15 protein-coding genes are annotated in these 25,248 nt (G+C 35.3%); 10 read left to right on the plus strand and 5 right to left on the minus strand.

What is annotated here, in order from left to right; genetic code table 11:
- The first annotated feature begins 25 nt into the window (after window positions 1–25).
- The 6 genes from HNP25_RS11905 to HNP25_RS11930 all read left to right on the plus strand — a co-directional run bounded on the left by HNP25_RS11905 (window position 26) and on the right by HNP25_RS11930 (window position 13,898).
- Window positions 26–2,788 (plus strand): alpha-d-galacturonidase, encoded by a 2,763-nt coding sequence (locus tag HNP25_RS11905; protein WP_184134398.1) that lies wholly within the window; start codon window positions 26–28, stop codon window positions 2,786–2,788.
- Between the two features lie 298 nt (window positions 2,789–3,086).
- Entirely contained in the window at window positions 3,087–4,634 is a 1,548-nt protein-coding gene (locus tag HNP25_RS11910; protein WP_184134399.1) for an MGH1-like glycoside hydrolase domain-containing protein, read from the plus strand.
- A 124-nt stretch (window positions 4,635–4,758) separates the two neighbouring features.
- Window positions 4,759–7,566: a glycoside hydrolase family 95 protein gene (locus tag HNP25_RS11915; protein ID WP_184134400.1), complete on the plus strand. Its 2,808-nt coding sequence runs from the start codon at window positions 4,759–4,761 to the stop codon at window positions 7,564–7,566.
- Window positions 7,566–11,084 (plus strand): malectin domain-containing carbohydrate-binding protein, encoded by a 3,519-nt coding sequence (locus HNP25_RS11920; protein ID WP_184134401.1) that lies wholly within the window; start codon window positions 7,566–7,568, stop codon window positions 11,082–11,084. Before HNP25_RS11915 ends, HNP25_RS11920 begins: the two co-directional genes overlap by 1 nt.
- A gap of 167 nt (window positions 11,085–11,251) precedes the next feature.
- Window positions 11,252–12,802: a sodium:solute symporter family protein gene (locus tag HNP25_RS11925; protein ID WP_184134402.1), complete on the plus strand. Its 1,551-nt coding sequence runs from the start codon at window positions 11,252–11,254 to the stop codon at window positions 12,800–12,802.
- Between the two features lie 157 nt (window positions 12,803–12,959).
- The gene (locus tag HNP25_RS11930; RefSeq protein ID WP_184134404.1) at window positions 12,960–13,898 is read left to right on the plus strand and encodes a dihydrodipicolinate synthase family protein; all 939 of its coding nucleotides are present in this window, start codon (window positions 12,960–12,962) and stop codon (window positions 13,896–13,898) included.
- Between the two features lie 21 nt (window positions 13,899–13,919).
- Here HNP25_RS11930 and HNP25_RS11935 read toward each other — a convergent pair whose 3' ends face one another.
- The 4 genes from HNP25_RS11935 to HNP25_RS11950 form a co-directional block, all read right to left on the minus strand.
- A complete protein-coding gene (locus tag HNP25_RS11935; protein ID WP_184134406.1) occupies window positions 13,920–14,411 on the minus strand; it encodes a Fur family transcriptional regulator in 492 nt (163 codons plus the stop codon).
- 212 nt (window positions 14,412–14,623) lie between these two features.
- Window positions 14,624–15,022 (minus strand): hypothetical protein, encoded by a 399-nt coding sequence (locus tag HNP25_RS11940; protein WP_184134407.1) that lies wholly within the window; start codon window positions 15,020–15,022, stop codon window positions 14,624–14,626.
- A 13-nt stretch (window positions 15,023–15,035) separates the two neighbouring features.
- Entirely contained in the window at window positions 15,036–16,343 is a 1,308-nt protein-coding gene (locus HNP25_RS11945; RefSeq protein ID WP_184134409.1) for a hypothetical protein, read from the minus strand.
- Window positions 16,344–16,350: 7 nt separating this feature from the next.
- Window positions 16,351–18,663 (minus strand): TonB-dependent receptor, encoded by a 2,313-nt coding sequence (locus HNP25_RS11950; RefSeq protein WP_184134410.1) that lies wholly within the window; start codon window positions 18,661–18,663, stop codon window positions 16,351–16,353.
- 87 nt (window positions 18,664–18,750) lie between these two features.
- Between HNP25_RS11950 and HNP25_RS11955 the strand changes: the two genes are divergently transcribed.
- Genes HNP25_RS11955 through HNP25_RS11965 form a run of 3 tightly spaced genes read left to right on the plus strand, consistent with a single transcriptional unit; the run spans window position 18,751 to window position 20,999 of the window.
- Window positions 18,751–19,062: a hypothetical protein gene (locus tag HNP25_RS11955; protein WP_184134412.1), complete on the plus strand. Its 312-nt coding sequence runs from the start codon at window positions 18,751–18,753 to the stop codon at window positions 19,060–19,062.
- On the plus strand, window positions 19,052–19,333 hold the full coding sequence (locus HNP25_RS11960; RefSeq protein WP_184134413.1) for a hypothetical protein: 282 nt from the start codon (window positions 19,052–19,054) through the stop codon (window positions 19,331–19,333). The genes HNP25_RS11955 and HNP25_RS11960 overlap by 11 nt, the downstream gene beginning before the upstream one ends.
- Window position 19,334: 1 nt before the next feature.
- Window positions 19,335–20,999, plus strand: a complete 1,665-nt coding sequence (locus tag HNP25_RS11965; RefSeq protein ID WP_184134416.1) for a PepSY-associated TM helix domain-containing protein — start codon at window positions 19,335–19,337, stop codon at window positions 20,997–20,999.
- 10 nt (window positions 21,000–21,009) lie between these two features.
- On the opposite strand, the gene HNP25_RS11970 is transcribed toward HNP25_RS11965, so the two are convergent.
- Entirely contained in the window at window positions 21,010–21,885 is an 876-nt protein-coding gene (locus tag HNP25_RS11970; protein WP_184134417.1) for a helix-turn-helix domain-containing protein, read from the minus strand.
- Window positions 21,886–22,026: 141 nt separating this feature from the next.
- On the opposite strand from HNP25_RS11970, the gene HNP25_RS11975 reads away from it, so the two are divergent.
- Window positions 22,027–25,248, plus strand: a complete 3,222-nt coding sequence (locus HNP25_RS11975) for a DUF1553 domain-containing protein (protein WP_184134419.1) — start codon at window positions 22,027–22,029, stop codon at window positions 25,246–25,248.

The raw sequence follows: 25,248 nt of genomic DNA on the forward strand, positions 1-25,248 counted from the left end.
TTTATCAATACATCAACTCATTTCTATGAATAAGTTTTTGAAATATATTATCCTTAACCTGCTCATTAGCTGTAGCTTCAGTGCGATAACATTCGCTGAGATAATTCCACAAAAAAAACGTTTAGCTACCATTTTAGTGACGGATGCTAGTCAAATTCGTATCAAATTTGGTGTGGAGAAGCTTCGTTCCGCTTTAATAACAATTGGCTATGAAGTTAAGATTAAACCTGTTTCAAAAACAAAAGAAATAGGAAATGTCATCGTGATAAGTACTTTATCTGACGAAAAGCTTCAAAATATACTTTCTTTATACAATCTTGACAATAAGAAGGATTTAGGAAAAGAAGGATTCTCTATCTCAAAAGCAATTAATAAACCCATGCTAATTGTTGGGAAAGATGCTTCTGGCGTTTTGTATGGTTGCTTGGAATTGGTAAATCAAATTAAAGAAACAGGAAAATTATCCGAGGAAATAAATATCAGTGAACAACCAGAAATGGTTTTGCGTGGTACTTGCATCGGTTTACAAAAACCAACTTTATTGCCTGGAAGAGGAACTTACGAATATCCATACACGCCCGAAAGTTTTCCTTGGTTTTATGATAAAGCCATGTGGATTCAGTATTTGGACATGATGGTTGAAAACCGATATAATTCTTTGTATTTGTGGAATGGGCATCCTTTTTCATCTTTAGTGAAATTAAAAGAGTATCCTTATGCCGTAGAAGTTGATGATGAAACTTTTAAAAAGAACGAAGATATTTTCCGTTTTCTAACTCAAGAAGCCGATAAAAGAGGTATTTGGGTGATTCAGATGTTTTACAATATTATCATTCCAAAACCTTTTGCTGAAAAACACAATCTTGAAACACAAGACCGCAATCGTCCGATTATTCCAATCATTGCAGATTATACTCGTAAATCTATCGCCGCTTTTGTCGAAAAATATCCAAATGTTGGTTTACTGATTACTTTGGGCGAAGCCATGGAAGGTGTTGGTCAGGATGATGTTGATTGGTTTACAAAAACCATTATTCCGGGCGTGCAAGATGGTTTGAAGGCAATCGGGCAAACGACAGAACCGCCAATCGTTTTGCGAGCACACGACACCGATGCACCAAGAGTAATGAAAGAAGCATTGCCATTGTACAAAAATTTATTTACCATGGCAAAATTTAACGGAGAAGCCTTGACTACTTATACACCAAGAGGTTCTTGGGCAGAATTACATAGAAAGTTAAGTAGAATCGGAACGGTTCATGTAGAAAATGTACATATTTTAGCCAATCTTGAGCCTTTCCGCTACAGCTCGCCCGACTTTATCCAGAAATCTGTTTTGGCAATGCACAGTGTTTATGAAGCTAATGCTTTGCACTTATATCCACAAGCGTCTTATTGGGATTGGCCATTTACGGCTGATAAAGCGGATAAGCGTTTATTACAAATTGACCGTGATTGGATGTGGTATAAAACTTGGGCAAGATACGCTTGGAATTCAAATAGAAAACGTGAAAATGAAGTAAACTATTGGGGGAAAGAATTGGCTAAAAAGTACGGTTTACCGCAAGAAAAGGCCAAAAATGTCTTGGCAGCGATGGAAGAAACAGGAGAAATTTCTCCGAAATTACTTCGCCGTTATGGCATTACGGACGGAAATCGCCAAACTCTTACTTTAGGAATGTTGATGACACAATTTATAAATCCTTTCCGTTATGGTTTGTTTACGATGTTGTATGAATCGGAAGCACCAGAAGGCGAAATGATTATAGAATATGCCGAAAAAGAATGGAAAAATGAAAAACACATTGGCGAAACGCCTGTAAGAGTAGCGGATGAAGTTGTGGCACATGGAAAAAAAGCCGTTGAAGCCATTGATAAAGCTTCCAAATTTGTAACGAAAGATAAAACAGAATTCGCACGTTTGAAGAATGATACTTATTGCTACAATGCGATGGCGAATTTTTATGCAGAGAAAGTAAGAGCGAGTCTTTCGGTACTTCGTTATAAATATTCAAACGATGTGAAAGATTTAGAAAAAGCTTTACCGCTTTTGCAAAGTAGCGTAAATCATTTTACGGATTTAGTAAAATATACTAAAAATGCGTATTTGTATGCCAACAGTATGCAAACCAAACAGCGCAAAATTCCGATGCGTGGTGTGGATGCAACTTTTATACATTGGGAAGAAATGTTGCCAGTGTATCAAAAAGAATTAGTTCGTTTTAAGTTTTCAATTGATTCTCTGAAATCACAAAAAAATGTTTCAGTAAAACAAGCTACACTTTTTGAAAACGTGGAAGTAAAAATTTCTGCTGGTTCAGAAGGCTTTTATCAAAATGAAAAAGGTCAGGAAGTATTTACGGATACTTTATCAGCGATTTCTGATTTGGCCGTTCAATTAAAGCAATTAAAAGGCTTGAAATTTAACCGAGAAAAGCAACAAATCGTTGGAACCAGTTTGACATTTACGACAACAGAATCCGTAAAACTTTTGGTAGGTTTTTTCAATGACAAAAATCGTAAATTCTTGCAAGCACCTGAATTAGAAACAGATGCAAGTGCAAATGACTATGGTCAGTCGGAAATTAAGATTTCAAATGCAGTACTGATAGCAGGATTTCCAGCCGTAAATATTCATGCTTATTCTTTCAAACCTGGCACGCATACCTTGAATGTAGGAAAAGGAGCTTGTTTGGTTGTAGGTTTTATGAAAGGCAATCAAGAAATTCCAATTTCAGATGCAGGTTTAGCTGGAAATAAGAAAAATATTGATTGGCTATTTGAGTAATTAATCTAATCTCAAAGATGAGTCATCCCGAATTTTAAAATCACAAAAAAGCGGTCAAAAAACTAATTTCGACCGCTTTTTTGTGATTGATGGGCAACGAATTCCTACTGTTTGAGCGAAGCGAGGCGGTTCGCCGCTGCGATTAGGAATTCTTGAATTTCTTTTGTTACTTTTCTTGTTTCAAGACAAGAAAAGTAAGGATTGTACAATAATAAATATAAAAACCTCTCAAATCGTCCTAAATCTCACTATTCTAAGAAAAAATTCGGGATGACTCATGTTTAAAGGTTCAAAAAAAATGAAATATAAATCAAATCTTATCACCATACTTTTACTCTTTGTAATAAGTAATACTTTCGCCCAAAAAGTAAACATTTTATCGACTGATAAACTTAAAAACTTTGTCAAAGAATTTAACGCCTCAGACGATGAAGCAGTCGTAAACTTTGTGCCAAATGCCCAATCTTTTGAATGGCTTTCACAGAATATTCCAATTTTTGAATGTCCAGATTCTGTCATTCAAAAAGTATATTATTATCGTTGGTGGGCATTGCGTAAGCATCTCAAACAAACACCCGATGGCTTTATTTTCACCGAATTTATCACCAAAGTAAATCATGCAGGCAAGCACAATGCCGTAAGTAGTGCTTTGGGACATCATATTTATGAAGGACGTTGGTTGCGTAATCAGCAATATATCAATGAATATATTTCCTTCTGGTTGGATGTTGACCCAAAACATACTGTTCAGCGTTTTCATGGTTTTAGTAGCTGGATTGACGATGCTGTTTATAATCGTTATTTGGTCAATTTAGACAAAGCTTTTATCGAAAAAAATCTTTTGACATTAGATGCCGATTACAGAAAATGGGAAGTAGAAAAGCAATTGCCCAATCAACTTTTCTATCAATTTGATGTAAAAGATGCGATGGAAGAATCTATCAGCGGGGGCAGAAAAGAGAAAAATATTCGTCCGACCATCAATAGTTATATGTACGGAAATGCTAAAGCATTAGTTGAAATGGCGAAGTTGGTACAGAATGATACTTTAGCCCAAAAATATGATGTAAAAACAATGGAACTTAGAAAATTGACGATTGATAATCTTTGGGATGAAAAAGCTAGTTTCTTCAAAGTAAAGCTTGAAAAGACAAAAGGATTTTCGGATGCTCGTGAGGCAATTGGCCTTATACCTTGGTACTTTAATTTGCCTGAAGACAAAGCCAATATTGCCAAAGCATGGAATCAATTGATTGATACAACGGGTTTTAAAGCACCTTGGGGACTTACCACCGCCGAACGTCGTCACCCATTATTTAGAACACACGGTTCTGGTCACGGTTGCGAATGGGACGGCCCACTTTGGCCTTATGCCACGACCCAAACCCTAAAAGGCTTATCAAATTTGTTGACAAATTATAAAAATCATGGAGCGATGAACGCTCAAGTTTTTTACGATGAATTACACAAATATGCCAATTCGCATCAAATGAATGGCAAATTGTATTTGGGAGAATATCAGGATGAAAAAAATGGCGAATGGCTTAAAGGCGATAATCCAAGAAGTAAATTTTATAATCACTCAAGCTTTGCAGATTTGATTATCAATGATTTGGTTGGATTAAAACCAAGAGCAGATAATATCCTTGAAATCAAACCATTAATTCCTGAAAAACAATGGGATTGGTTTTGTTTAGACAACGTTTTTTATCACGGAAAGAATCTTACAATTCTTTGGGATAAAACAGGTAAAAAGTACGGAAAAGGTAAAGGTTTTATAGTATTTGTTGACGGAAAACAAATCGCTAAAGCTAAAAAGTTAAAACAATTGGAAGGGAGTTTATGAGTTCATGAGTTTAAGGTTTATGAGTAGATTTTATTCACTCATAAACCTTAAACTCATGAACTTTTTACTGATAAATCCTAAACTCATAGACTCATAAACTTATAGACTCACAAACCCTGAACTCATGAACTTAAAAAGTCTTGCTCTTTTCATTTTATTGCCATTGCTGACCAAGGCTCAAGCGTATAAACTTTGGTACCAAAAGCCTGCGGAAAAATGGACAGATGCTTTACCAATTGGAAATGGAAGACTTGGTGCTATGGTTTTTGGAGGTGTCAAAAAAGACAGAATTCAGTTTAATGAAGAAACACTCTGGACGGGCGAACCACGCAATTATAATCATCCAGACGCTGCTAGATACTTAGGTAAAATCCGACAATTATTGCAAGAAGGCAAACAAAAAGAGGCAGAACAATTGGCGGAATCAAAATTCATGGGAACTAAAAGTAATGAAGGGAAACGTGAAGAATGGTTTGCAGAAGTTCGTCAATTAAAAGGCTTTTCGGGAAATCCAGCCGCAGAAAATTTTGATGATTCAGCTTGGAAAACGATTAAAGTACCAACTTATGAAGGTTGGGAAACCGTAGGTTTTGAAGGTTTAGACGGTGCGCTTTGGTTCAGAACCACTTTTGATTTACCTGAAAACTGGAAAGGCAAAAACCTGATATTAGATTTAAACCGAGTACGTGACCAAGATTTTACTTATATCAACGGAAAATTAATTGGCAATACCAATAATACAGATGTTAGAAAGTATGTAATTCCTGCTGGATTATTGAAAGTTGGGAAAAATAGCATCGCCATTCAAGTAATAAATTATTTTGATAAAGGAGGAATTGCGGGTTATAAAGACACAACTCGCCACATCGGAATTTATCCAGCCAATGAAAATGGAGAACAAAGAATTTCTTTGGTAAAAGATTGGAAATACTTTATTCAAAACGATGAACCGCCAGCCGTTGGAAAATATCAAGCTGATTATCAGCCTTTTGGAGATTTGTTTCTTGATTTTAAAGGACTTCAAAATTTCGCCAATTATAAACGTGAATTATCGCTTTCGGAAGCGGTTGTAAGAACCATTTATACTTCAAAAGGTATTCAATTTACGAGAGAATACTTTGCCAGCGAACCAGACCAAACCATCGTTATTCACCTTTCTGCCAGTCAGTTAAAAAGTATCAGTTTTGAGGCAAGTTTTAGCAGTCCGCATAAAAAATATGTTGTTCGTCAGCTTGATAAACATACTTTAAGTTTATCTGTAGCGGTTAGAAATGGCGTTCTGAAAGGAGAGAGTAATTTATTGATTCAAGCGAAAAACGGAAAAATTTCGATAGAAAATAACAAGATTTCAGTCGAGAATGCAGACGAAGTAAACTTGTATTTAGTCGCTGCGACAAATTTTATCTATTATAAAAATACTTCGGGCAATCCTGTAGCTATTTGTCAGCAAAGACTAGCCAATATTCAAAAAAGTAAGCTTACTACTTCGCAAAATTTTGCCAAAATCAAACAAAAACATTTAAAAGAGTATCAGCGATATTACAATACTTTTTCGATTGATTTTGGAAAAGACAAGTACGAAAACCTTCCAACCGACGAAAGAATACAACAATTTCAACATCATTCAGACCCCTCATTTGCTGCGTTATATGTGCAGTATAGTCGCTACTTGTTGATTTCTTCTTCCAGATTAGGCACGCATCCAGCCAATTTGCAAGGCATTTGGAACGATTTACTAACGCCTCCTTGGGGAAGTAAATACACCACCAACATCAATGCAGAAATGAATTATTGGCCAGCCGAAGTACTCAATCTTTCGCCAATGCACGAGTCACTTTTCAAGATGATTGAAGAATTGGCAAAAAATGGCAAAGAAACTGCCAAAACACATTACGATGCACGTGGTTGGTTGGTACATCATAACACGGATATTTGGCGAGGAACTGCTCCCATCAATGCGTCAAATCATGGGATTTGGGTAAGTGGTGGCGGTTGGTTGAGTCAGCATCTTTGGGAACATTACTTGTTTACCCAAGATAAAAACTTCTTGAAAAACAAAGCTTATCCTATCATGAAAGGAGCTGCGGAATTCTTTGTTGATTTTCTGGTAAAAGATCCAAAAACAGGTTGGTTAATCAGTACACCAGCGAATTCTCCAGAAAATGGGGGTTTGGTGGCTGGTCCAACAATGGATCATCAGATTATCAGAAATCTGTTTAAAAACTGTATAGAAGCGAGTAAAGTATTGCATTTAGACGAAAAATTTCGGGATACTTTATTGACAAAATACAAACAGATTGCACCAAATCAAATTGGGAAATACGGTCAATTACAAGAATGGTTGGAAGACAAAGATGATACTACGAACAAGCATCGTCATGTTTCGCATTTATGGGGCGTGCATCCCGGCAATGATATTACTTGGGAAGAATCTCCTGAAATGATGAAGGCGGCTAGACAATCCTTAATTTATCGTGGCGACGAAGGAACAGGCTGGAGTTTAGCGTGGAAAATTAATTTTTGGGCAAGATTCAAAGACGGTAATCATGCCATGAAAATGGTAAAAATGTTAATTCGTCCTGCCAGTGGAGCTGGGGGTTCTTATGTCAATTTATTTGATGCACATCCGCCTTTTCAGATAGATGGAAATTTTGGTGGTTCGGCTGGTATTGCTGAAATGCTTTTGCAAAGTCATACCAAATACATTGATATTTTTCCCGCTTTACCCTCTGATTTACAAGAAGGAAGCGTAAAAGGCATTAAGGCAAGAGGCGGTTTTGAATTAGATTTTACTTGGAAAAATGGTAAGTTGACAAAACTAAAAATTCTTTCAAAAGCAGGAGAACGTTGTTACTTGAGATACGGAAGTAAGGAAATTGATTTCCAAACGACAAAAGGGAAAGTTTACACATTTAATGGGGAATTGGAATAATGAAAAAATGCTTTTATAGTTTATTTTGTTTGGCTTTTTTGTTGTTGAATTCAATGCAACCCAAAGCACAAACACTTCTTCGGAAAGATATTTCATTAGATAATAATTGGTTTACTGCTGCTAAAGATTCGCTTGATAATTTTTCAGGTTTTGAAATAAGCACATTTTCGGTGAAAAATTGGAAAAAAGTAAATGTGCCACATAATTGGGATCAGTACGAAGGTTATCGCAGAATGCTTCATGGCAATAAGCATGGTTATGCGTGGTATCGTAAAACGTTTAAAGTACAAGAACTCAAAAATGGAAAACGCTTTTTTCTGTACTTTGAAGGCGTAAGTTCTTACGCAACCGTTTGGCTGAATGGGAAAAAAATAGGTACTCATGCAGGTGGAAGAACTACTTTTACGTTGGATGTAACGGATGTTATTTTAAGTCAGAATCAAGATAATACTTTAGCGGTTCGAGCCGACCATCCAGCCAATATTCAAGATTTACCTTGGGTTTGCGGTGGCTGTTCTCCAGAACGTGGTTTTTCGGAAGGTTCGCAACCGATGGGTATTTTTCGTCCTGTGCATTTAGTCATTACGAATGAAGTACGGATTCAACCTTTCGGAATTCACATTTGGAATGATTCCACTGCTTCTGAAAAATCTGCTTTATTGCATCTTTCTACAGAAATTAAAAATTATGGGAACAAGCCTAAATCATTGATAATCCTGAATGAATTATTCAATAAAAATGGTCAGAAAGTAAGTGAAATAAGTTCAAAAATCACACTCGCCACCAATACTGTCGCTAATGTCAATCAGCAATTTCCCGAAATTAAACATCCCATACTTTGGTCGATTGAGAATCCATATTTGTATCAAGTACGCACTAAAATCATTGAAAATGGCAATTTGATTGATGAAATAAAAACAGATTATGGCATTCGTACCATTAGTTGGCCAATTGGTAAAAAAGGTGCAAAACAGTTTTTATTGAATGGAAAACCTGTTTTTATCAATGGAATAGCCGAGTACGAACACCTGATTGGCAATAGTCATGCCTTTAGCAAAGAGCAAATTCATGCCAGAGTACAGCAAATTAAAGCGGCTGGTTTCAATGCCTTTCGTGATGCACATCAACCTCATAATTTACGCTATCAGCAATATTGGGACGAATCGGGAATTTTGTGGTGGCCACAAATGGCGGCACATGTTTGGTACGATACGCCTGCCTTCAGAGAAAATTTCAAAACACTTCTAAAAGATTGGATTAAGGAACGTAGAAATAGTCCTTCGATTGTGCTTTGGGGTTTGGAAAACGAAAGTACTTTGCCCGAAGATTTTGCGAAAGAATGTACAGCATTGATTCGTCAGTTAGACCCAACGGCTTCTTCTCAAAGAAAAGTAACGACTTGCAACGGAGGAAAAGGAACCGATTGGGACGTTCCGCAAAACTGGACTGGTACTTATGGTGGTGACCCAAATTTATATGGTGAAGACGTTGAAAGACAAGTATTAATTGGTGAATATGGTGCTTGGAGAACCATAGATTTACACAAAAATCAAGGTTTCTGCGAAGACAAAATGACCAATTTGATGGAATTGAAAGTGCATTTGGCGGAAGCGGCGAAAGATAAAACGGCGGGACATTTCTTTTGGTTATTAAATTCACATGATAACCCTGGAAGAGTACAAGGCGGAGAAGGTTTACGAGAAATCGACCGTGTTGGGCCAGTTAATTACAAAGGCCTATTAACGCCTTGGGAAGAGCCATTGGATGTTTTTTATATGTTTCGGGCAAATTATGCTTCCAAAACAAAAGAGCCGATGGTATATATTTCTTCGCATACTTGGGCAGACCGTTGGACGAAAACTGGCAAAAAAGATAGCATCGTTGTGTATTCTAATGCCGATGAAGTAGAATTATTTAACGACGTCAATCATGTTTCTTTAGGAAAAAGAAAACGAAATGGCATAGGAACACATTTTCAATGGGATGGCGTAGATATTCAATACAATGTTTTGTATGCAGTAGCTTATGTAAATGGAAAAGCTGTGGCAAAAGATTATATCGTACTCAATCATTTACCGAAAGCACTACATTTTCAGCGTCTTTATTCGGCTAAATCAGAAGTAGTGAGAGCCAAAAAAGGTTACCAATATTTGTACAGAGTAAATTGTGGTGGGAATCAGTACATCGACCATGAAGGAAATACATGGTTAGCCGACCAGCATAAAACCGATAAAAATACTTGGGGTTCAAGTTCTTGGGCAGATGATTTTAAAGGAATGCCAAGTTTTTTTGCCAGTCAAAGAAAAACGAATGACCCAATTACTGGTACAAAAGATTGGCAATTATTTCAAACATTTCGTTACGGTCGTGAAAAATTGAAATATCATTTTAATGTTCCTGATGGAGAGTATTTAGTGGAATTGTATTTTACCGAACCTTGGCTTGGCACGGGTGGTGGCATGGATTGTTCGGCTTGGCGTTTATTTGATGTTTCAGTAAATGAGCAAACGGTTTTGAAAAATGTAGATATTTGGAAAGAAGCAGGACACGATGGTGCATTGAAGAAAACAGTGAAAGTAAAAATTAAGGGTGGTCAATTAGTGATTTCATTCCCGAATGTTAAGGCTGGTCAAGCACTTATTTCAGCCATTGCGATTGCTAGTTTGGATAAAAAATTAAGCACAGTTACCCAAAATTCAGGCTTGATTCAAATGAAAGAAGTAAAAACTGATACAAAAATGCAATACTGGTTGGATACTGGCTATAAAGTATATTCAGACGATGATGCACAATTTGTATCCTTGCCATCAAATTTGTACAGTGCAACATCCCTACAGTTTGCCCAAAATCAGAACACAGAAAAGCTTACATTTACAGCCACAGAAAATATTGATGTTTTTGTGGCGATACCAACCAATTTGATTCAAAAACCAAATTGGTTGACTAGTTTTGAGGAAACGGGTACTTTCATCGAAAGTACTTATCAAAACAATACAGCTTATAAAGTTTTAAGAAAACGCTTATCGGTAGGAGAGGAGTTAACGTTGGGTAAAAATCCTGAAAATTCAGCACATTACTTATTGATGATTAACCAAAACAGTACTATTGAACCTGCTTATGATTTAAAAACAGTAAAAAGTTATAAAGCCATTGAAGGTAAATTGCTAGGAGGTGCAGTGAAAGAAATATTGATGGAAAAAGAAAGAGTATCTTTCAAAAAACCATCTGGTGATGCTTTGGAGTGGACAATTTCAGTGGGTGTTGCCGATACTTATTCCTTAATGATAAAGTATCATAATTCAAGTGATAAAGTTTTGCAGGCAAGGTTAGCCATTGTTGCAACGAATGGAACGGTGATAAAAAAAGGAGATTTAATTTCTTTTCCACCTTCCAAAAAAGGGAAATGGAGTTATTATAACACAAGTACTGGAACAATGATTAACGCAGGAACTTACCAAATAAAATTGATGGCTGAAGATGCTGAAAATCTGAGCATTGATGCTATTGATGTGCAATAAATTGCTGGTTTGTCTAAAAAATCAGCAAAAATTTTCAGAAGAAGATAATATCGTATAATACAAAAGAAAAATCCTATAAATAACCAGAGAAATACTACTGTATATTTGTCCTGTAGAATATAGAACAAAATACAGTTTTATAATCATACAATCCTGATTTAGCATACATGAAAAACCTTCCATTTTTTGATTTAGCCATCATTATTATCTACTTAATAGGGATGGTTTTGGTAGGGTTTTATTTTTCGAGAAAGAATAAAAACGCTGAGCAATTTACAACAGCCTCTGGTAAAATTCCAGGTTGGGCAATCGGAGCATCTATCTATGCTACTTTCTTGAGTAGCAATACATTTTTAGGTGTACCGGGCAAAGCCTTTGGTTCAAATTGGAATGCTTTTGTATTCAGTTTGTCGATGCCTTTGGCAGCTTGGGTTGCGTCGAAGTATTTTGTGCCTTTTTATCGAAATACGGGAGAAGTATCCGCTTATACGCACCTCGAACATCGATTTGGTGCATGGGCTAGAACTTACGCCGTTGTTTGTTTTTTATTAACACAATTGGCTAGAATGGGTTCCATTTTTTTTGGAATAGCCCTTAGTTTACAGGCACTTACAGGTTATTCAATGGAAGTAATTATGTTGGTGATGGGTGTTTGTATCATTATTTACACCGTTTTAGGTGGAATTGAGGCAGTTATCTGGACAGAAGTAGTTCAGGCAGTGATAAAAACCTTTGGTGCAATCTTGATTTTGTACCTGATTATCAACGAAATGGACGGCGGAGTTGGTAAAATCATTGATATTGGTGTTGCTAATAATAAGTTTAGCTTAGGCAGTTTTTCGCTTGATTTTGTGGATTCATCGTTCTGGGTGGTTTTGTTGTACGGTTTTTTTATCAACCTCAATAATTTTGGGATGGATCAAAATTATATACAGCGCTATCATACAACAACATCGGTGAAAGAAGCGTCAAAATCGCTATGGCTTTGTGTGTGGTTATACGTGCCGGCTTCATTGATTTTCTTTGTAATAGGTGCATGTTTATTTGCCTATTATCAGGTAAACCCGGAACTGATTGAAGCTGTAAAACACCAAGTAGCACTTGAGCGATTGCCCAAGGCATCGCTAACAGAAATTAAGGCAATGATGGCAACTTTACAACCAGCAGATTATGGCGATAAAGTAATGCCACATTTCATGGTAACGAAAATCCCAGCGGGATTAATGGGCTTAATTATTTCCGCAATTTTATCAGCGGCAATGAGCACTATCAGTTCAGGGATGAATTCATCGGCAACGGTTTTTTCTGTAGATATTTATCAACGATACATCAGTAAAAACAATAGCGAAAAGAAACAAATGAATTTACTTCATATAGCTACGGTTGTATTTGGTTTGTTGGGAATGGGAACGGGAATTGCGATGATTGGCGTAAAAAGTATTTTGGATGTTTGGTGGCAATTATCAGGAATCTTTGCAGCGGGAATGTTAGGTTTATTTTTATTAGGAATCATCAGCCGTCAAACTAAAAACCATGAAGCATTTTTAGCAACGATTATTGGAATTTTAGTCATTATCTGGATGACATTCTCTTCAAATTTGCCAGAAGAGTATGCTTTTTTAAGAAATACACTCCATAAAAATATGATTATCGTAATAGGAACACTAAGCATTTTTCTCTCAGGAATTCTTATTACAAAACTTAAAAAACGAGCTTAAAAAGAAATAATAATATTTAATCTTTTAAATTTTTGGTGTAAACGTTAGTGTTTTTCACCCTGAAATTCTGTGCTCTTTTGGTTTCAAATGAAAGGCTGTAATTGTTTTGCTAACCGTTGAAATTCATTGAGAGAACAACTTATCTAATTTAATCACGATGGAAAAATCGAAAAAAGGTTTTATCCCTGTCATGCTTACGCCTTTTAATGACAACGGATACATTGATTTTGATGCTTTAACAAAACTCACAGAAATCTATTTAGAAGCTGGAGCGAGCGGTTTGTTTGCCAATTGCTTATCTAGTGAAATGTTTGAGCTTTCAGATCAAGAAAGAATTGCATCAATACAGCACGTTATTAAAGTAGTGAATGGAGCAGTTCCTGTTGTAGCAACTGGAACTTTTGGTGGAGCAATCGAAAAACAAGCGGATTTTGTAAAGAGAGTAAACGATACTGGAACAGAAGCTGTCATCTTGATAACCAGTTTGTTAGCGGATGAAAACGATGCCGATGAAGTATTTAATGAAAGAATTTTTGCTTTATTAGATAAAACAGAAAAAATTCCTGTAGGCTTTTATGAATGCCCCGTTCCTTATAAAAGAGTACTTTCTCCTACACAATTACAGGGTTTTGTTGAAACTGGGAGAGTAATTTATCACAAAGATACTTGTTTGGATATTGAACAAGTAAAAGAGAAAATTAAGCTGACAGAGGGATATAAATTTGGTTTGTACGATGCTTATATGGCTCATGCTGTGGATACACTGAAAGCGGGTTCAGCTGGACTTTCTTGTATTCAAGGGAATTATTTTCCTGAGTTGATTGTGTGGCTTTGCGATAATTATGAAGACGAATCTCAACAAAGTGAAGTAGCAAAAGTACAACAATTTTTGATTGATAACATGGATGTAATGCACAACGTATATCCTATAGTTTCAAAATACTTCTTACAAAAAAGAGGATTAGATATTTCAACTTTTACTCGCAGAAAAGTGGGTAATTTTACTGCTTCAGTCACCAAAGAAATCGAAACACTTTATAATAATTACGGACTTTTGCAGGATGAGTTAGATTTAAAAATGGCTTTGAATTACTAAAAACACATTTTTAGACCAATATTACTTTTCAGGATTTTGTTCTTTAAGATTCATCTTCATTCTTTCACTACAGTCAACTTGTTTGCATTTGCTGTAAAAAGTGAGAGAATGATGAAGAATTTCACAATTAAAAAACTCTCCGACCATATTCTGGATATTCTGAATTCTTGGGTCACAAAATTCCGTAACTTTTTGACAATCAACACATACGATATGGTCGTGTTGACGTCTTCCATAAGCTTTTTCGTATCTTGAAGAAATTTTATTCCCAAATTGATGCTTAATAATTAATTCTGCTTCAACAAGTAATTCTAGGGTATTATACACTGTAGCTCGGCTAACATGATAATTCAGTTGCTTTAAAGCCAAATACAATTCATCCGCTTCAAAATGGTCATTTCTTTCATAAATATGCTCTAGGATTGTTAGTCGCTCATGCGTTTTGCGGTATCCTTTTGTATCAAGAAATTCCTGAAAGGATTTTTTAACAGTATTAATGTTTGATAATGCCATGCACTATTAATGATATAGTTTACAGATTGATCCCCTAAATTTTTGAACGGTGTAAAACAGATTTAACACAAGCACAAATCATTGATTGTGTACTTGTGTTAAATTCTTCATACTCTAATCGTTGTGTGAAATTAGACTAAATCTAAATAAAAAACAACAAGATTATATTGAAATTATTTTTTAATCAACCTAGCCTTAAATTAAAGCTGATTTTACTCTTTTTCTTTTATCCATCGCCAACTTGCCAGATTCAATAACAAACTGCTGATAAAAACAAAACTCAGTAAGTTCAGTTGAGATAAATCCAGTTTTGGACTCATAAATTCTTCTACTAAATGAGCCAAGTTTGCCAAGCTAAAAAGTATTGAAAGATAAAAATTGATTTGGCGAATGATTGGTTTTTCGATAAAAAGTATGAAAATCACCAGCATCATCGGTAATATTTCAAAGACAAATCTGATAATGGCGGCACTTGTGGGAACAACACCATTGGCATTTGGTCTTTTAATATCAACTCCATAAAAAAGTTCACCAACGTGATAATTGAAATGGAGAATCATACACACCACGAATAATATCCAAAGTGTTACTATTTTTTGTGAATTGTTCATCTGAGTAAAAGGTTTATTTGCTTAGTTTAATGAAATAATTTGTCATTCCTCCTTTAGCGATATTAATACTTTTTGTGGCTTTTCCTGTCGCTGGGTCGTAAGCATAAAAGCCATTTAAACCCAAACTCGTATTGTTTACATTGAAGTAAAATTTGCCGTCATATTTATACGAAAATGGATAGGCATAAGCGGCAGTTAGAGGAATATCTTGAATTATACTTGCTGTTTTTGCATTCAAATCCAACTTTACCCAACGTTGGTCTGGGTCATTAAATACGCTATTCGATAATTCTTGATACTCCACGGCTGTAATTGTTCCGTTCGCCAATTTTCCTACTAATTCTAATACTCTTGCAGAGTTTGATTGTCCAGAAACTGCGGCAAAAGCAATGCCATTTTCATGATAAATTGTACCCATTGCTAATTGTACCAAGAGTGAGTTTAGCCCAATTGCATCAACAGGATTAAATTTATAGGTAGTATCAAATTCAGTATTGTTTGCTGGGATTTTCAGAATTTGCGGACGAGAACGCTTGGCTGCATTAATGCCAAGTTGGTTATCAAGTCCATAAGAACCTTGTGTTAAAATATAAATATTTCCAGTTTCATCGACCATACTATTCTCTAAACCTCTTGATACTGGATACATTGCTTGTTCCATCATCAAGGTTTTTTCCCATTGTTTCGTAGTCAAATTGATTACTTCAACATAAACATCCTGTGCATCATAAAAAGAACCCGTTTTAGTATTGTCTGTATAAAGTGGAAGAAACAACTTATTATCTTGTTTTCTATAAATAATGGTGTTATAATTATTTCGCTCATTTGCAGGGAAATCCTTCGCTTTAGACATATCAATATCTCCCAACTTTTCCATCGTTGTTGGATTAAACAAATGTACCGAATGGTTTACGCCCGTAGTATAAACGCCAAGATTTTCATTAATGATTTCAACATCCCAAACGTAACTTAGCAGAGGAATTGAAGCAACTTCGGTCAATAAACCTGTCGCTTTTGAAACCGCTATTTTAGAAAGCGTTTGTTCTCCTTTAAGCGATTGCCCAAACATAAAATTTTTCCAAGTAGCTCTTGGATAGAAGTATTCATAAGAAGATTTGGTTGTTAAATCAAGGTTTTCTTCCGGAGTACTACTGTAATAGCCAACATAATAAGCACGACTGGCTGTTGATTCCGAAAGAGAACTAACTACATAGCCTTCTTCCATATAAAGTGATGTGGATTCCGTTACAGGCTCGTCTTTTTTACAAGCACTTATTGAAAACAGAAGAGCAGCGAAAAGTAATAATTGTGTTTTTTTCATGGGTTTATTAAAAATTATTGATTTCATAAATGATTTTTCCGTTGAAATTAATGCCCGCTTTAGGCACTAAGAAGTTATCATAGAGTTCTGCATTCAATAGGTTTTGAATATTGAATGAAAGGGTTAAATTTTGTTTACTTAGTTTGTAAGAACAACCTAAATCAACACGGTGCTGAACAGGTACATAGGCATCTGGCGTGGTTGATGGAGAATTGTTTGCTGCCACCAAAATGTGATTAAATGCACCGATATAATTATAAAAAGTATAGAATCGTATTTGGTTTTTTTGATTCAAAAAATTACTTTTTTGCCAAGATAATTCTACGTTGCCAAAGGTGGTTGGGTAATTTGGGAAAGCCGTTCCGATTAAATAACTATTGCGTGAATCCAAAACAGCCGTAAAGGTTTTACTGAGTAAAGTAAGGTTTGCCTTGAGGTTGATTGCTTTTTTGTACCAAAGTGAAATGTCTCCTTCACCGCCTAAAGTGCGTACTTGGTCGGCATTTTCATATCTTCTGAAAACGGAACTTCCTAAATAAATGATATTATATTGTTGACGATAAAATCCACTTAATGAAGTACTTAAGCGAATGTTTTCTCCAATTTGATGGTTTGATGAAAGTCCAATATTTAGATTATCGCTACTTTCTGGCGAAAGGTCAGTATTTCTAAGAATATCGCCACCATTTCCCACAAATTGATAGAAAAGAGGAATTAAAAAACCTTTTTCAAAAGAGGCTCTCAAGAAAGTATTTTCATTGAAATTATACTTTAAACCCGCATTCCAGCCCCAAAAATTCCCTTTCTTTTTTACCAATAAAAAAGTATTGTTTTCTGCACCGTCGAGTATATAATCATACTTTTTTACCGCTCCCGACAAAGTAATTTTTTCACCAAAAAGACCTTCGTATTGCAAACCACCGATATTTTTAGTCAGATACTGAGGAATGGTGAGGTAATCTATTTCCCCATTTTCATTCAAGTAATCTGTTCCTGTTAACTTTTGTTTTGCATAAAGGTTAGACAGCAATAATTTATGTTTTTCATTGATTCTGTATTCAATGCTGGTTCTGTTAGTGATTCCTTCATTGTAATTAATGCTATTTCCCAAACTATATTCGCCCGCTTGGTTCTTTCCAACGATGCTACCGCTCCAACTATATACGTTTGTCGTGGTGTCAACAAATCGTAAAGATTGCTTCGTGAAATTACCAAGAGTACGCAACCAAATTTTTTCGTTCAAGAATGATTTTTCATATTTCAATACTGCCGATAAATTTTTTGCTGTATATTTTGCTTCACCAATGGCAGTATTGGTAATTCTGGCACCATTTTGCATTTCTTTATCTCCACCAGAAAGATTTAGCGAAACCCTGAATTCATCCGCCCAAGCTTTGCTATGTGTCCCCAAAGTAAGGCTTCCGTACAAAAAGCGATAAGTATCATGAAAGCGTTTTACTTGTTCATACTTATTAGTTTCATAGACCAAAGCCCTCATTTTGTAACTATTGTCAGAATAATTATAGCCCAATGATGCATTCAAAAAATAATTGTTTTTGTTGGCTAAACCAAGATTTACGTCACTCAGATGAGTGTTGAAAGAAGCAATATTATAAGAAGCCTTTAACGTATTGTAGGCTTTTTGTTCAGTGATAATATTGATTCCGCCACCCAATGCGTCAGAACCAACATCAACAGGTAAAACGCCTTTATAGACATCCACACGCTTGATATTGCCCAGCGGTAAGTTAGAAATATCAAAAGATGGATACATAAATTCCATCGGGATACCATCAATATAAACCCTAATGGCATTGCCTCTTAAACCGTTGATTGAAATATCAGAAGCTTCGCCTAAAGAACTTGAACGACGAATTCTAACACCTGAAATTTTATCCAATACGTCTGTTAAAAGTACAGTCTGATTAATCACATCTTTGATTTCGATGCTTTTAATGGATAATGCTTTTGTTTCTTGAACTTTGGTTTGTGCGGTTGCTTTTACCACTACTTCATTGAGTTCCTTCGTGGAAGATGTTAACTGGACATCCAATTTTTTAGGAGAATTACCTACAAGTACTTTTTGTTCGATACTCTGAAAACCCACTGCACTGAAAAGTAAAGTCTGTTCGCCCAAAGGTAATTTAGATAATTTAAAATAGCCATCCGTATTTGTGATAGTTGCATTTTTTGAATGTTTCAAGGATACAGTAACGAATGATAATACATGTCCTTCTGTATCTTTTACTACCCCTTCAACCACACTTTGTTGTGCATATAGCTGAAAGGTCATTAGCGTAAAGAGGAAAATTAGTCTCATTTTTTGGATTAGGATTATTGTGCAACAAAATTAGGACATTGTTTGGAAATAGTCTAAATAAAAATAATATTTGTAAAAAATATTTTTATGATAGCTATATACTTTAATCTAATGGGAATTTTGTTGTATTATTCTGAGACCAAATACTTTCCGAAGAATATACAAATCCCAAATTTATCTTACCAAAAACCTATCAGTTTATTGATTTGTATCATTGGACTTGCCATTTTCATTAACCAATGGGGCTGGATGATGGGTTTGTTAATGAGTTTGTGTAGTCTGGTTTTATTGGCATCTGTTTGTCAATTATTTGCTGTTTTAGGAAAAAAATGGTTTATCGCTTTCTTGGTTTTTGTTCATTGTTTACTCATTCTAAACCTTTTCAGTTATGCCAGCTAAAAAAGAGTACTTATCAACTTCAGGGCAAAGAGTTTTGAAAGCATCGGCAGGAATCTTAGGCGGATTATTCCTTTCAGTGGCGATTCATTTATTGTTAGGAATCCTTTTTAAAAACAAAGTTGCAGTAATGCTTACGGGAACTTTTACAGCGTTTTTACTGTGGGCAGCTCTGCTTGCCATTGCTTTTTTAGCTAAAAACGGCTGGAAAATTTGGGGGATTTACTTAGTAGGAATTCTAATTTGTTCATCAATTATTTACTTAATTCGCTAAAATGAAGTTAAAAGGACTATCAAATCGAGCATTTAATATTTTTTTTCATACACATACTGTCGCTGGAATTGTGATAAGCTTTGCCTTGTACATCATATTTTTTGCGGGAGCATTCACTATTTTCAGAAGTGAATTTTATCAATGGGAAAACCTAGAAGCAAGAATTCGTTTAACAAAAAATGCTGTTGAATATGACCAAATAATACAAAAATTAAAACAACAATATCCTGATGTAAATACAGAAAAAGATATAATTATGAGACCTGGAACAGCCAAAGAACCTTTAACGACAGTTTGGGTTTCGATGAAAGATAAGGTTGGAAAAAATAAAAATCCGAAGAATGAAGTTAAAAAGGCAAGAGCCGAGTCATTGGAATTGGTGTATCATCCTATAAATAAAACTTTGAAAGTTTCAGAAGGAAAATTCCAAAAAGAAGGAACTACAACCATTGGCGAAACCTTATTTCGTTTGCATTATTTTAGCCAGATTCCATTAATTGGCTCGTATTTATCTGGTTTGGTGGCTTTTTTCTTTTTGTTTGCGAGTATTACAGGGGTGTTGATTCATTGGCGAAATATCATCACAAAATTTTATGGCTTTTCAATCAGAGGTACTTGGAAACAAATCTGGACGAATGCACATACCGTTTTCGGACTTATCGGATTGCCTTTTCAAATGATGTATGCCGTTACTGGAGCATTTTATTGTTTATCAATTTTACTGTTAGCTCCCGCCACTTTGGTTTTTTTTAATGGTGACCAGAAAGCAGCACTCGCCGCATTCAGACCTGACAGAGTGATTGAAGTAAACGAGAAATCACCTATCAGTACAAACCTGAAAACCATAAATAGCACAGTGAATGAATTCTATAAAACTATTCCTGATATTGAAGTAACGAGGGTTACTGTTAAACATTTAGGAAGAGAAGACGCTATTTTAACAGCTTATTTGCAAGATGAAACTATTTTTAATGGTAATGGAGTAGTAGGCGTTACATTGAAAGATGGTAAAAGAGTAATGGAAGTATTGCCGAAAGAAAAAACTTATACACAAGCTGTTTTAGGAGCAATCGGAACAATGCATTTTGCAGAATTTGGTGGAATTTCCTTAAAAATCATGTTCTTTCTTTTAGCATTAATTACTTGTTTTATCATCATCAGTGGCGTACTAATTTGGAAAGAAGCCCGCAACAAAAAAGAATATTCTGAGCAACAAAAAAGATTTCATCATCGAGTAACTATTTGGTATTTAGCTATTTGTTTTGGTTTGTTTCCAGCCACAGCTATTTTATTTATGGCTGAACGATTTATCCCGATGACATTAACAAACCATAGTTTTTGGGTAAATACCAGCTTTTTTAGTGCTTGGCTTTTGTTGATGATATTGGGTTTATTTGCGAAAAATGAATCAATCTTAACAAAGCGATATTTATACATCAATGGCTTTTTATCTTTGATTGTGCCAATTTCAAATGGAATTTCAACAGGCGATTGGCTTTGGAAAACACTTGTTAATCAGCAATACTATGTGGCTGCTGTTGATATTTTTTGGTTATTAACAGCTTTGATAAGTATTGTTTTAGCCAGTACTATTTTGAATAAATCTGATGAAACGAAAAAAATTAAAACAGTATCAACAATAAAAACTAATGAACAATTAGCTTAAAATGAGTGATTTACACCACACGATTATTCTTTTTATATTCACTCGGTGTTTGTTGCGTTACTTGTTTGAAAGTTCTTGAAAAATAAGATAAACTCTCAAAACCTGTTTTGCTGGCGATTTCCAAAAGTGGTAAATCAGAAGTAATCATTAGTAATTGTGCTCTTTCAATGCGTTTAAATTGTATATAACTCAGCGGTCTTTCTCCTGTATTTTCATTGAAAATTCTGGAAAAATAATCTGGACTTAAATTCGCACGGTCAGCTAAATGTTCAACCGTTAAATTTTCTTCAAGATGAGTCTGAATATAATTAATAGTTTCTAAAATTTTGGATGGAATAACAGTTTTCTCTTCAGAATCAAAATACTCTCTTGCCAAAAATCGAGAGAGTAATTGCATAATAATTCCTTGAGTTTCCATCAAAGCGGAAGCTTCTAAAGCATCATTTTGCTGTTTAAATTCTTGAAGAATTGGATACTTTTCATAATCTTTTGGGTTGTTAGATTGCGATAATCCTCTTCCTTTATTCAAGCTTAATAGTCTTTTGAAATGTGTAAAATCTTGGGCTTCAGCAGGTACTTTGAAGAGCTTTCGATGATTCGAAAATAGGGCATTTCCATCAATAGATTCTTCAATGAATTGTATATAATATTGGCTCAAAGCATCATTACATTGATAATTACAAATGGTAAAACTTGGCACCAAGTATAAAAAATTAGGTGCTAAAGTTTGACTTTCTTGTGCATTAAAAAGTAAACCTTCGCCTTCATCTATCAAATACATTCTATAAAATGGACTAATTACATGTTTGAAATTCCAAGTTTTGTTCAACTTTATGTAATCAGCATTTAAGAGGGAAAAAGTATTTTTTAATGATTTCCTGAGCATTTTGTTTATTTTATCTGCTTAAATTCTTTTTGTAAAAATATTCATAAAAGTCGGATTTGTGAAAATATTCGTCAGTTTTGTATAATATTAATAATATATTGTATTATAGATTTGTAGGATTGTTTGCTCAATTTTATGATAATGAACCGACTCTTATTGATATTAATTTTCTTGGCAAATTTTACTTTACTTTCCTGTTCGCCGAAATTGCCCGAAGAGGTTGAAGTCGTCATGAAAGAAATCCCAGATGAATTGGATTATAATATTCATGTAAAACCCATTCTTTCGGATAAGTGTTTTGCTTGTCATGGGCCTGATAAGGCTAAACAAAAAGCTGGGTTAAGATTAGATTTAGCTGAATTTGCGTATGGAGATTTACCAGAAAACCCGAACAAAGTTGCTATTAATCCAGGCAATTTGGCAGATAGTGAATTCTTCCACCGAATCATTTCCGACGACCCAAATTATGTAATGCCCACTCCTGAATCGCATTTAAGTTTAAGTGCCAAAGAAAAGGCAATTTTAATTCAATGGATAAAAAAAGGTGCTGAATATAAACCTCATTGGGCTTTTGTGAAGCCAGAAATGCCAGATGTGCCTGAAGTAGAAAATGAAGAATTGGTTAACAATCCGATTGATAATTTTATTCAGGAGAAATTGAGTCAAGAAAAATTAGTCCCTTCAAAAGAAGCACCCAAAGAAATTTTATTGCGTCGTTTATCGCTCGATTTAACAGGGTTACCGCCTACAGTACAAGAAATAGACGCTTTTTTAAAAGATAATACTTCAAACGCTTACGAAAAGCAAGTAAACAGATTGCTGAATTCGCCACATTATGGTGAAAAAATGGCTGTGGATTGGCTAGACTTAGCTCGTTTTGCAGATTCACAAGGTTATACGGTGGATAGATTGAGAGATATGTCACCTTACCGTGATTTTGTCATTAATGCTTTCAATAAAAATTTGCCTTACGACAAATTTGTGCATTGGCAACTGGCTGGAGATTTAATGCCAAAACCTACCAAAGAAATGATGATTGCCACGGCATTTAACCGAAATCATCAGCAAAATATGGAAGGTGGAATTGTGGAAGAAGAATTCCAAACCGAGTATGTAATTGATAGAACCAATACATTTGGCGATGCCTTTTTAGGGCTTTCTGTTGGCTGTGCCAAATGCCATGACCATAAATATGACCCTATTTCTCAGAAAAATTATTATCAATTATTCAGCTTTTTTAACAATGTAAAGGAAGCTGGACAAATTTCTTGGGATGATGCCTTGCCTACGCCAACGATGATGTTGCCAAGCAAGGAACAAGAACAAATACTTCATTTTATCAATACCAAAATTGCCCAACAAGAAAAAGTAATTGCCCAAACAGTTACTCAAGAAAATCCTAATTTTCAGCAATGGCTCGCCAATAAAAGCTATCAAAATCTTGCGAATGAAAGTATTCCAAAGGCGAATTTGCAGGCATTTTTTACTTTTGACGACGGTTCTTTGAAAAATTTAGCAAACCCAAAACAAGTGGGTGTGATGAAAAGAGAATCGGGACAATTGGGCGATAAACCTGTTTTTGAAAACACTGCGAGCGGAAAATCAATGCTGATGAATGGCGATGTTTTTTTGGATTTGAGCCAAGTGGGTGTTTTCCGAAAATCTCAAGCATTTTCTGTTGGTATTTGGGTGAATATTCCAAAAGATTTGAAAGAAGGAGTAATTCTACACAAGAGTCAAGCAGAAAGATTGTATAATTTCAGAGGCTATCATTTGTACTTGAAAAACAATCGTTTAGAAATAAACATGGCACACACTGCTCCATCAAATGCCATTACAAAAATTTCAAAACAGCCAGTCATTCGTAATCAATGGATTCAATTGACGATTACTTATGATGGTTCGTCAAAAGCAAATGGCTTTAGGTTGTATCAAAACGGTGAAGAAATGGCGATGGAAACCACGACAGACCAATTGACCAAAGATATTTTGTTTGGTTTTGATGTACAACCGGGCTTGCAAATTGGTGCTTGGTGGCGTGGTTTAGGTTTCAAAAATGGAAAAGTTGATGACATATCAGTCTATAACCGTGTATTGAGTCCTTATGAATTAAAAATATTGGCTCGAAAAGCTAATTGGTCGAGTTTAGCCAATAAAAATAGCAATCAACTTTCGGTTCAAGAAGTAGCAGCTTTGAAGCAATATTACTTATCAGCTGTTTCGCCAGCATTACAAAACTCAAGGAAAATATTAACACAATTGCGGACTACTTTGGCAGATTCAACAGAAAAAATTGATGAGTTGATGGTGATGCAAGAAACGCCCAAATCTAAAAAAGCACATATTTTACTTCGTGGGAATTATGATGCTTTTGGAGAAGAAGTATTTCCTAATACACCAGAATCTATTTTAAGTTATCCTGAAAATTTACCTAAAAATCGTTTGGGCTTAGCTCAATGGCTTACTCATGAAGACCATCCGCTGACGGCAAGAGTAGCTGTAAATCGTTTTTGGCAAAATTTCTTTGGCGTTGGTTTAGTAAAAACTACAGAGGATTTTGGAAACCAAGGAGAAATGCCAACGCATCCAAAACTATTAGATTGGCTGGCGATTACTTTCAGAGAATCGGGTTGGGATGTTAAAAAGCTCAATAAATTAATCGTGATGTCGGCTACTTACAGACAAGATTCCCGTGCGACGAAAGAAGCTAGGGAAAAAGACCCTGAAAACCGTTTATTGGCACATGGGCCAGTCAACAGAATGTCGGCAGAAATGATTCGAGATAATGCACTCATGGCAAGCGGATTGCTGAATCCTACGATTGGTGGGAAAAGTGTAAAACCCTATCAGCCCGAAGGTCTTTGGGAAATTAATAACACTACTTATAAGGCAGATTCTGGGAAATCGGTCTATCGTAGAAGTTTATACGTTGTTGTAAAAAGAGCCGTTCCGAATCCTACTTTAGCTACTTTTGATGCTACTTCAAGAAGCTTTTGTGTAGTGAGACGACAAAAAACAAATACGCCATTGCAAGCTTTGGTAACATTAAACGACCCAACTTTTGTGGAAGCGAGTAAAGTAATGGGTGAGCAGATGGCAAGAATTCCAGATGTTAAAAAAGCAATTATTGATACTTATAGAAAGCTAACAGGAAGAATTCCACAAAGTAATGAAGTAATATTATTAGCAAAACTTCAACAAGTATCGTTGGCGAAGTTTCAGCAAAATCCCCAAAAAGCAAGAGGCATTTTGAAGGCTGGACAATATCAAGTAGATAAAAAAATGGATACTTCTTTGATTGCAGCCAATGCTGTGGTGGCGAATACAATTTTAAATTCTGATGCTACTTTAACCAAAAGATAG

Source organism: Arcicella rosea (genome assembly GCF_014204325.1).
Taxonomy (GTDB): domain Bacteria; phylum Bacteroidota; class Bacteroidia; order Cytophagales; family Spirosomataceae; genus Arcicella; species Arcicella rosea_A.

Coding starts and splice junctions, on each gene's coding strand:
- HNP25_RS11960 (WP_184134413.1), top strand. CDS start 19,052: ATGCCAGCTAAAAAAGAGTACTTATCAACTTCAGGGCAAAGAGTTTTG.
- HNP25_RS11970 (WP_184134417.1), bottom strand. CDS start 21,885: ATGCTCAGGAAATCATTAAAAAATACTTTTTCCCTCTTAAATGCTGAT.
- HNP25_RS11920 (WP_184134401.1), top strand. CDS start 7,566: ATGAAAAAATGCTTTTATAGTTTATTTTGTTTGGCTTTTTTGTTGTTG.
- HNP25_RS11905 (WP_184134398.1), top strand. CDS start 26: ATGAATAAGTTTTTGAAATATATTATCCTTAACCTGCTCATTAGCTGT.
- HNP25_RS11925 (WP_184134402.1), top strand. CDS start 11,252: ATGAAAAACCTTCCATTTTTTGATTTAGCCATCATTATTATCTACTTA.
- HNP25_RS11935 (WP_184134406.1), bottom strand. CDS start 14,411: ATGGCATTATCAAACATTAATACTGTTAAAAAATCCTTTCAGGAATTT.
- HNP25_RS11950 (WP_184134410.1), bottom strand. CDS start 18,663: ATGAGACTAATTTTCCTCTTTACGCTAATGACCTTTCAGCTATATGCA.
- HNP25_RS11945 (WP_184134409.1), bottom strand. CDS start 16,343: ATGAAAAAAACACAATTATTACTTTTCGCTGCTCTTCTGTTTTCAATA.
- HNP25_RS11940 (WP_184134407.1), bottom strand. CDS start 15,022: ATGAACAATTCACAAAAAATAGTAACACTTTGGATATTATTCGTGGTG.
- HNP25_RS11930 (WP_184134404.1), top strand. CDS start 12,960: ATGGAAAAATCGAAAAAAGGTTTTATCCCTGTCATGCTTACGCCTTTT.
- HNP25_RS11975 (WP_184134419.1), top strand. CDS start 22,027: ATGAACCGACTCTTATTGATATTAATTTTCTTGGCAAATTTTACTTTA.
- HNP25_RS11910 (WP_184134399.1), top strand. CDS start 3,087: ATGAAATATAAATCAAATCTTATCACCATACTTTTACTCTTTGTAATA.
- HNP25_RS11915 (WP_184134400.1), top strand. CDS start 4,759: ATGAACTTAAAAAGTCTTGCTCTTTTCATTTTATTGCCATTGCTGACC.
- HNP25_RS11955 (WP_184134412.1), top strand. CDS start 18,751: ATGATAGCTATATACTTTAATCTAATGGGAATTTTGTTGTATTATTCT.
- HNP25_RS11965 (WP_184134416.1), top strand. CDS start 19,335: ATGAAGTTAAAAGGACTATCAAATCGAGCATTTAATATTTTTTTTCAT.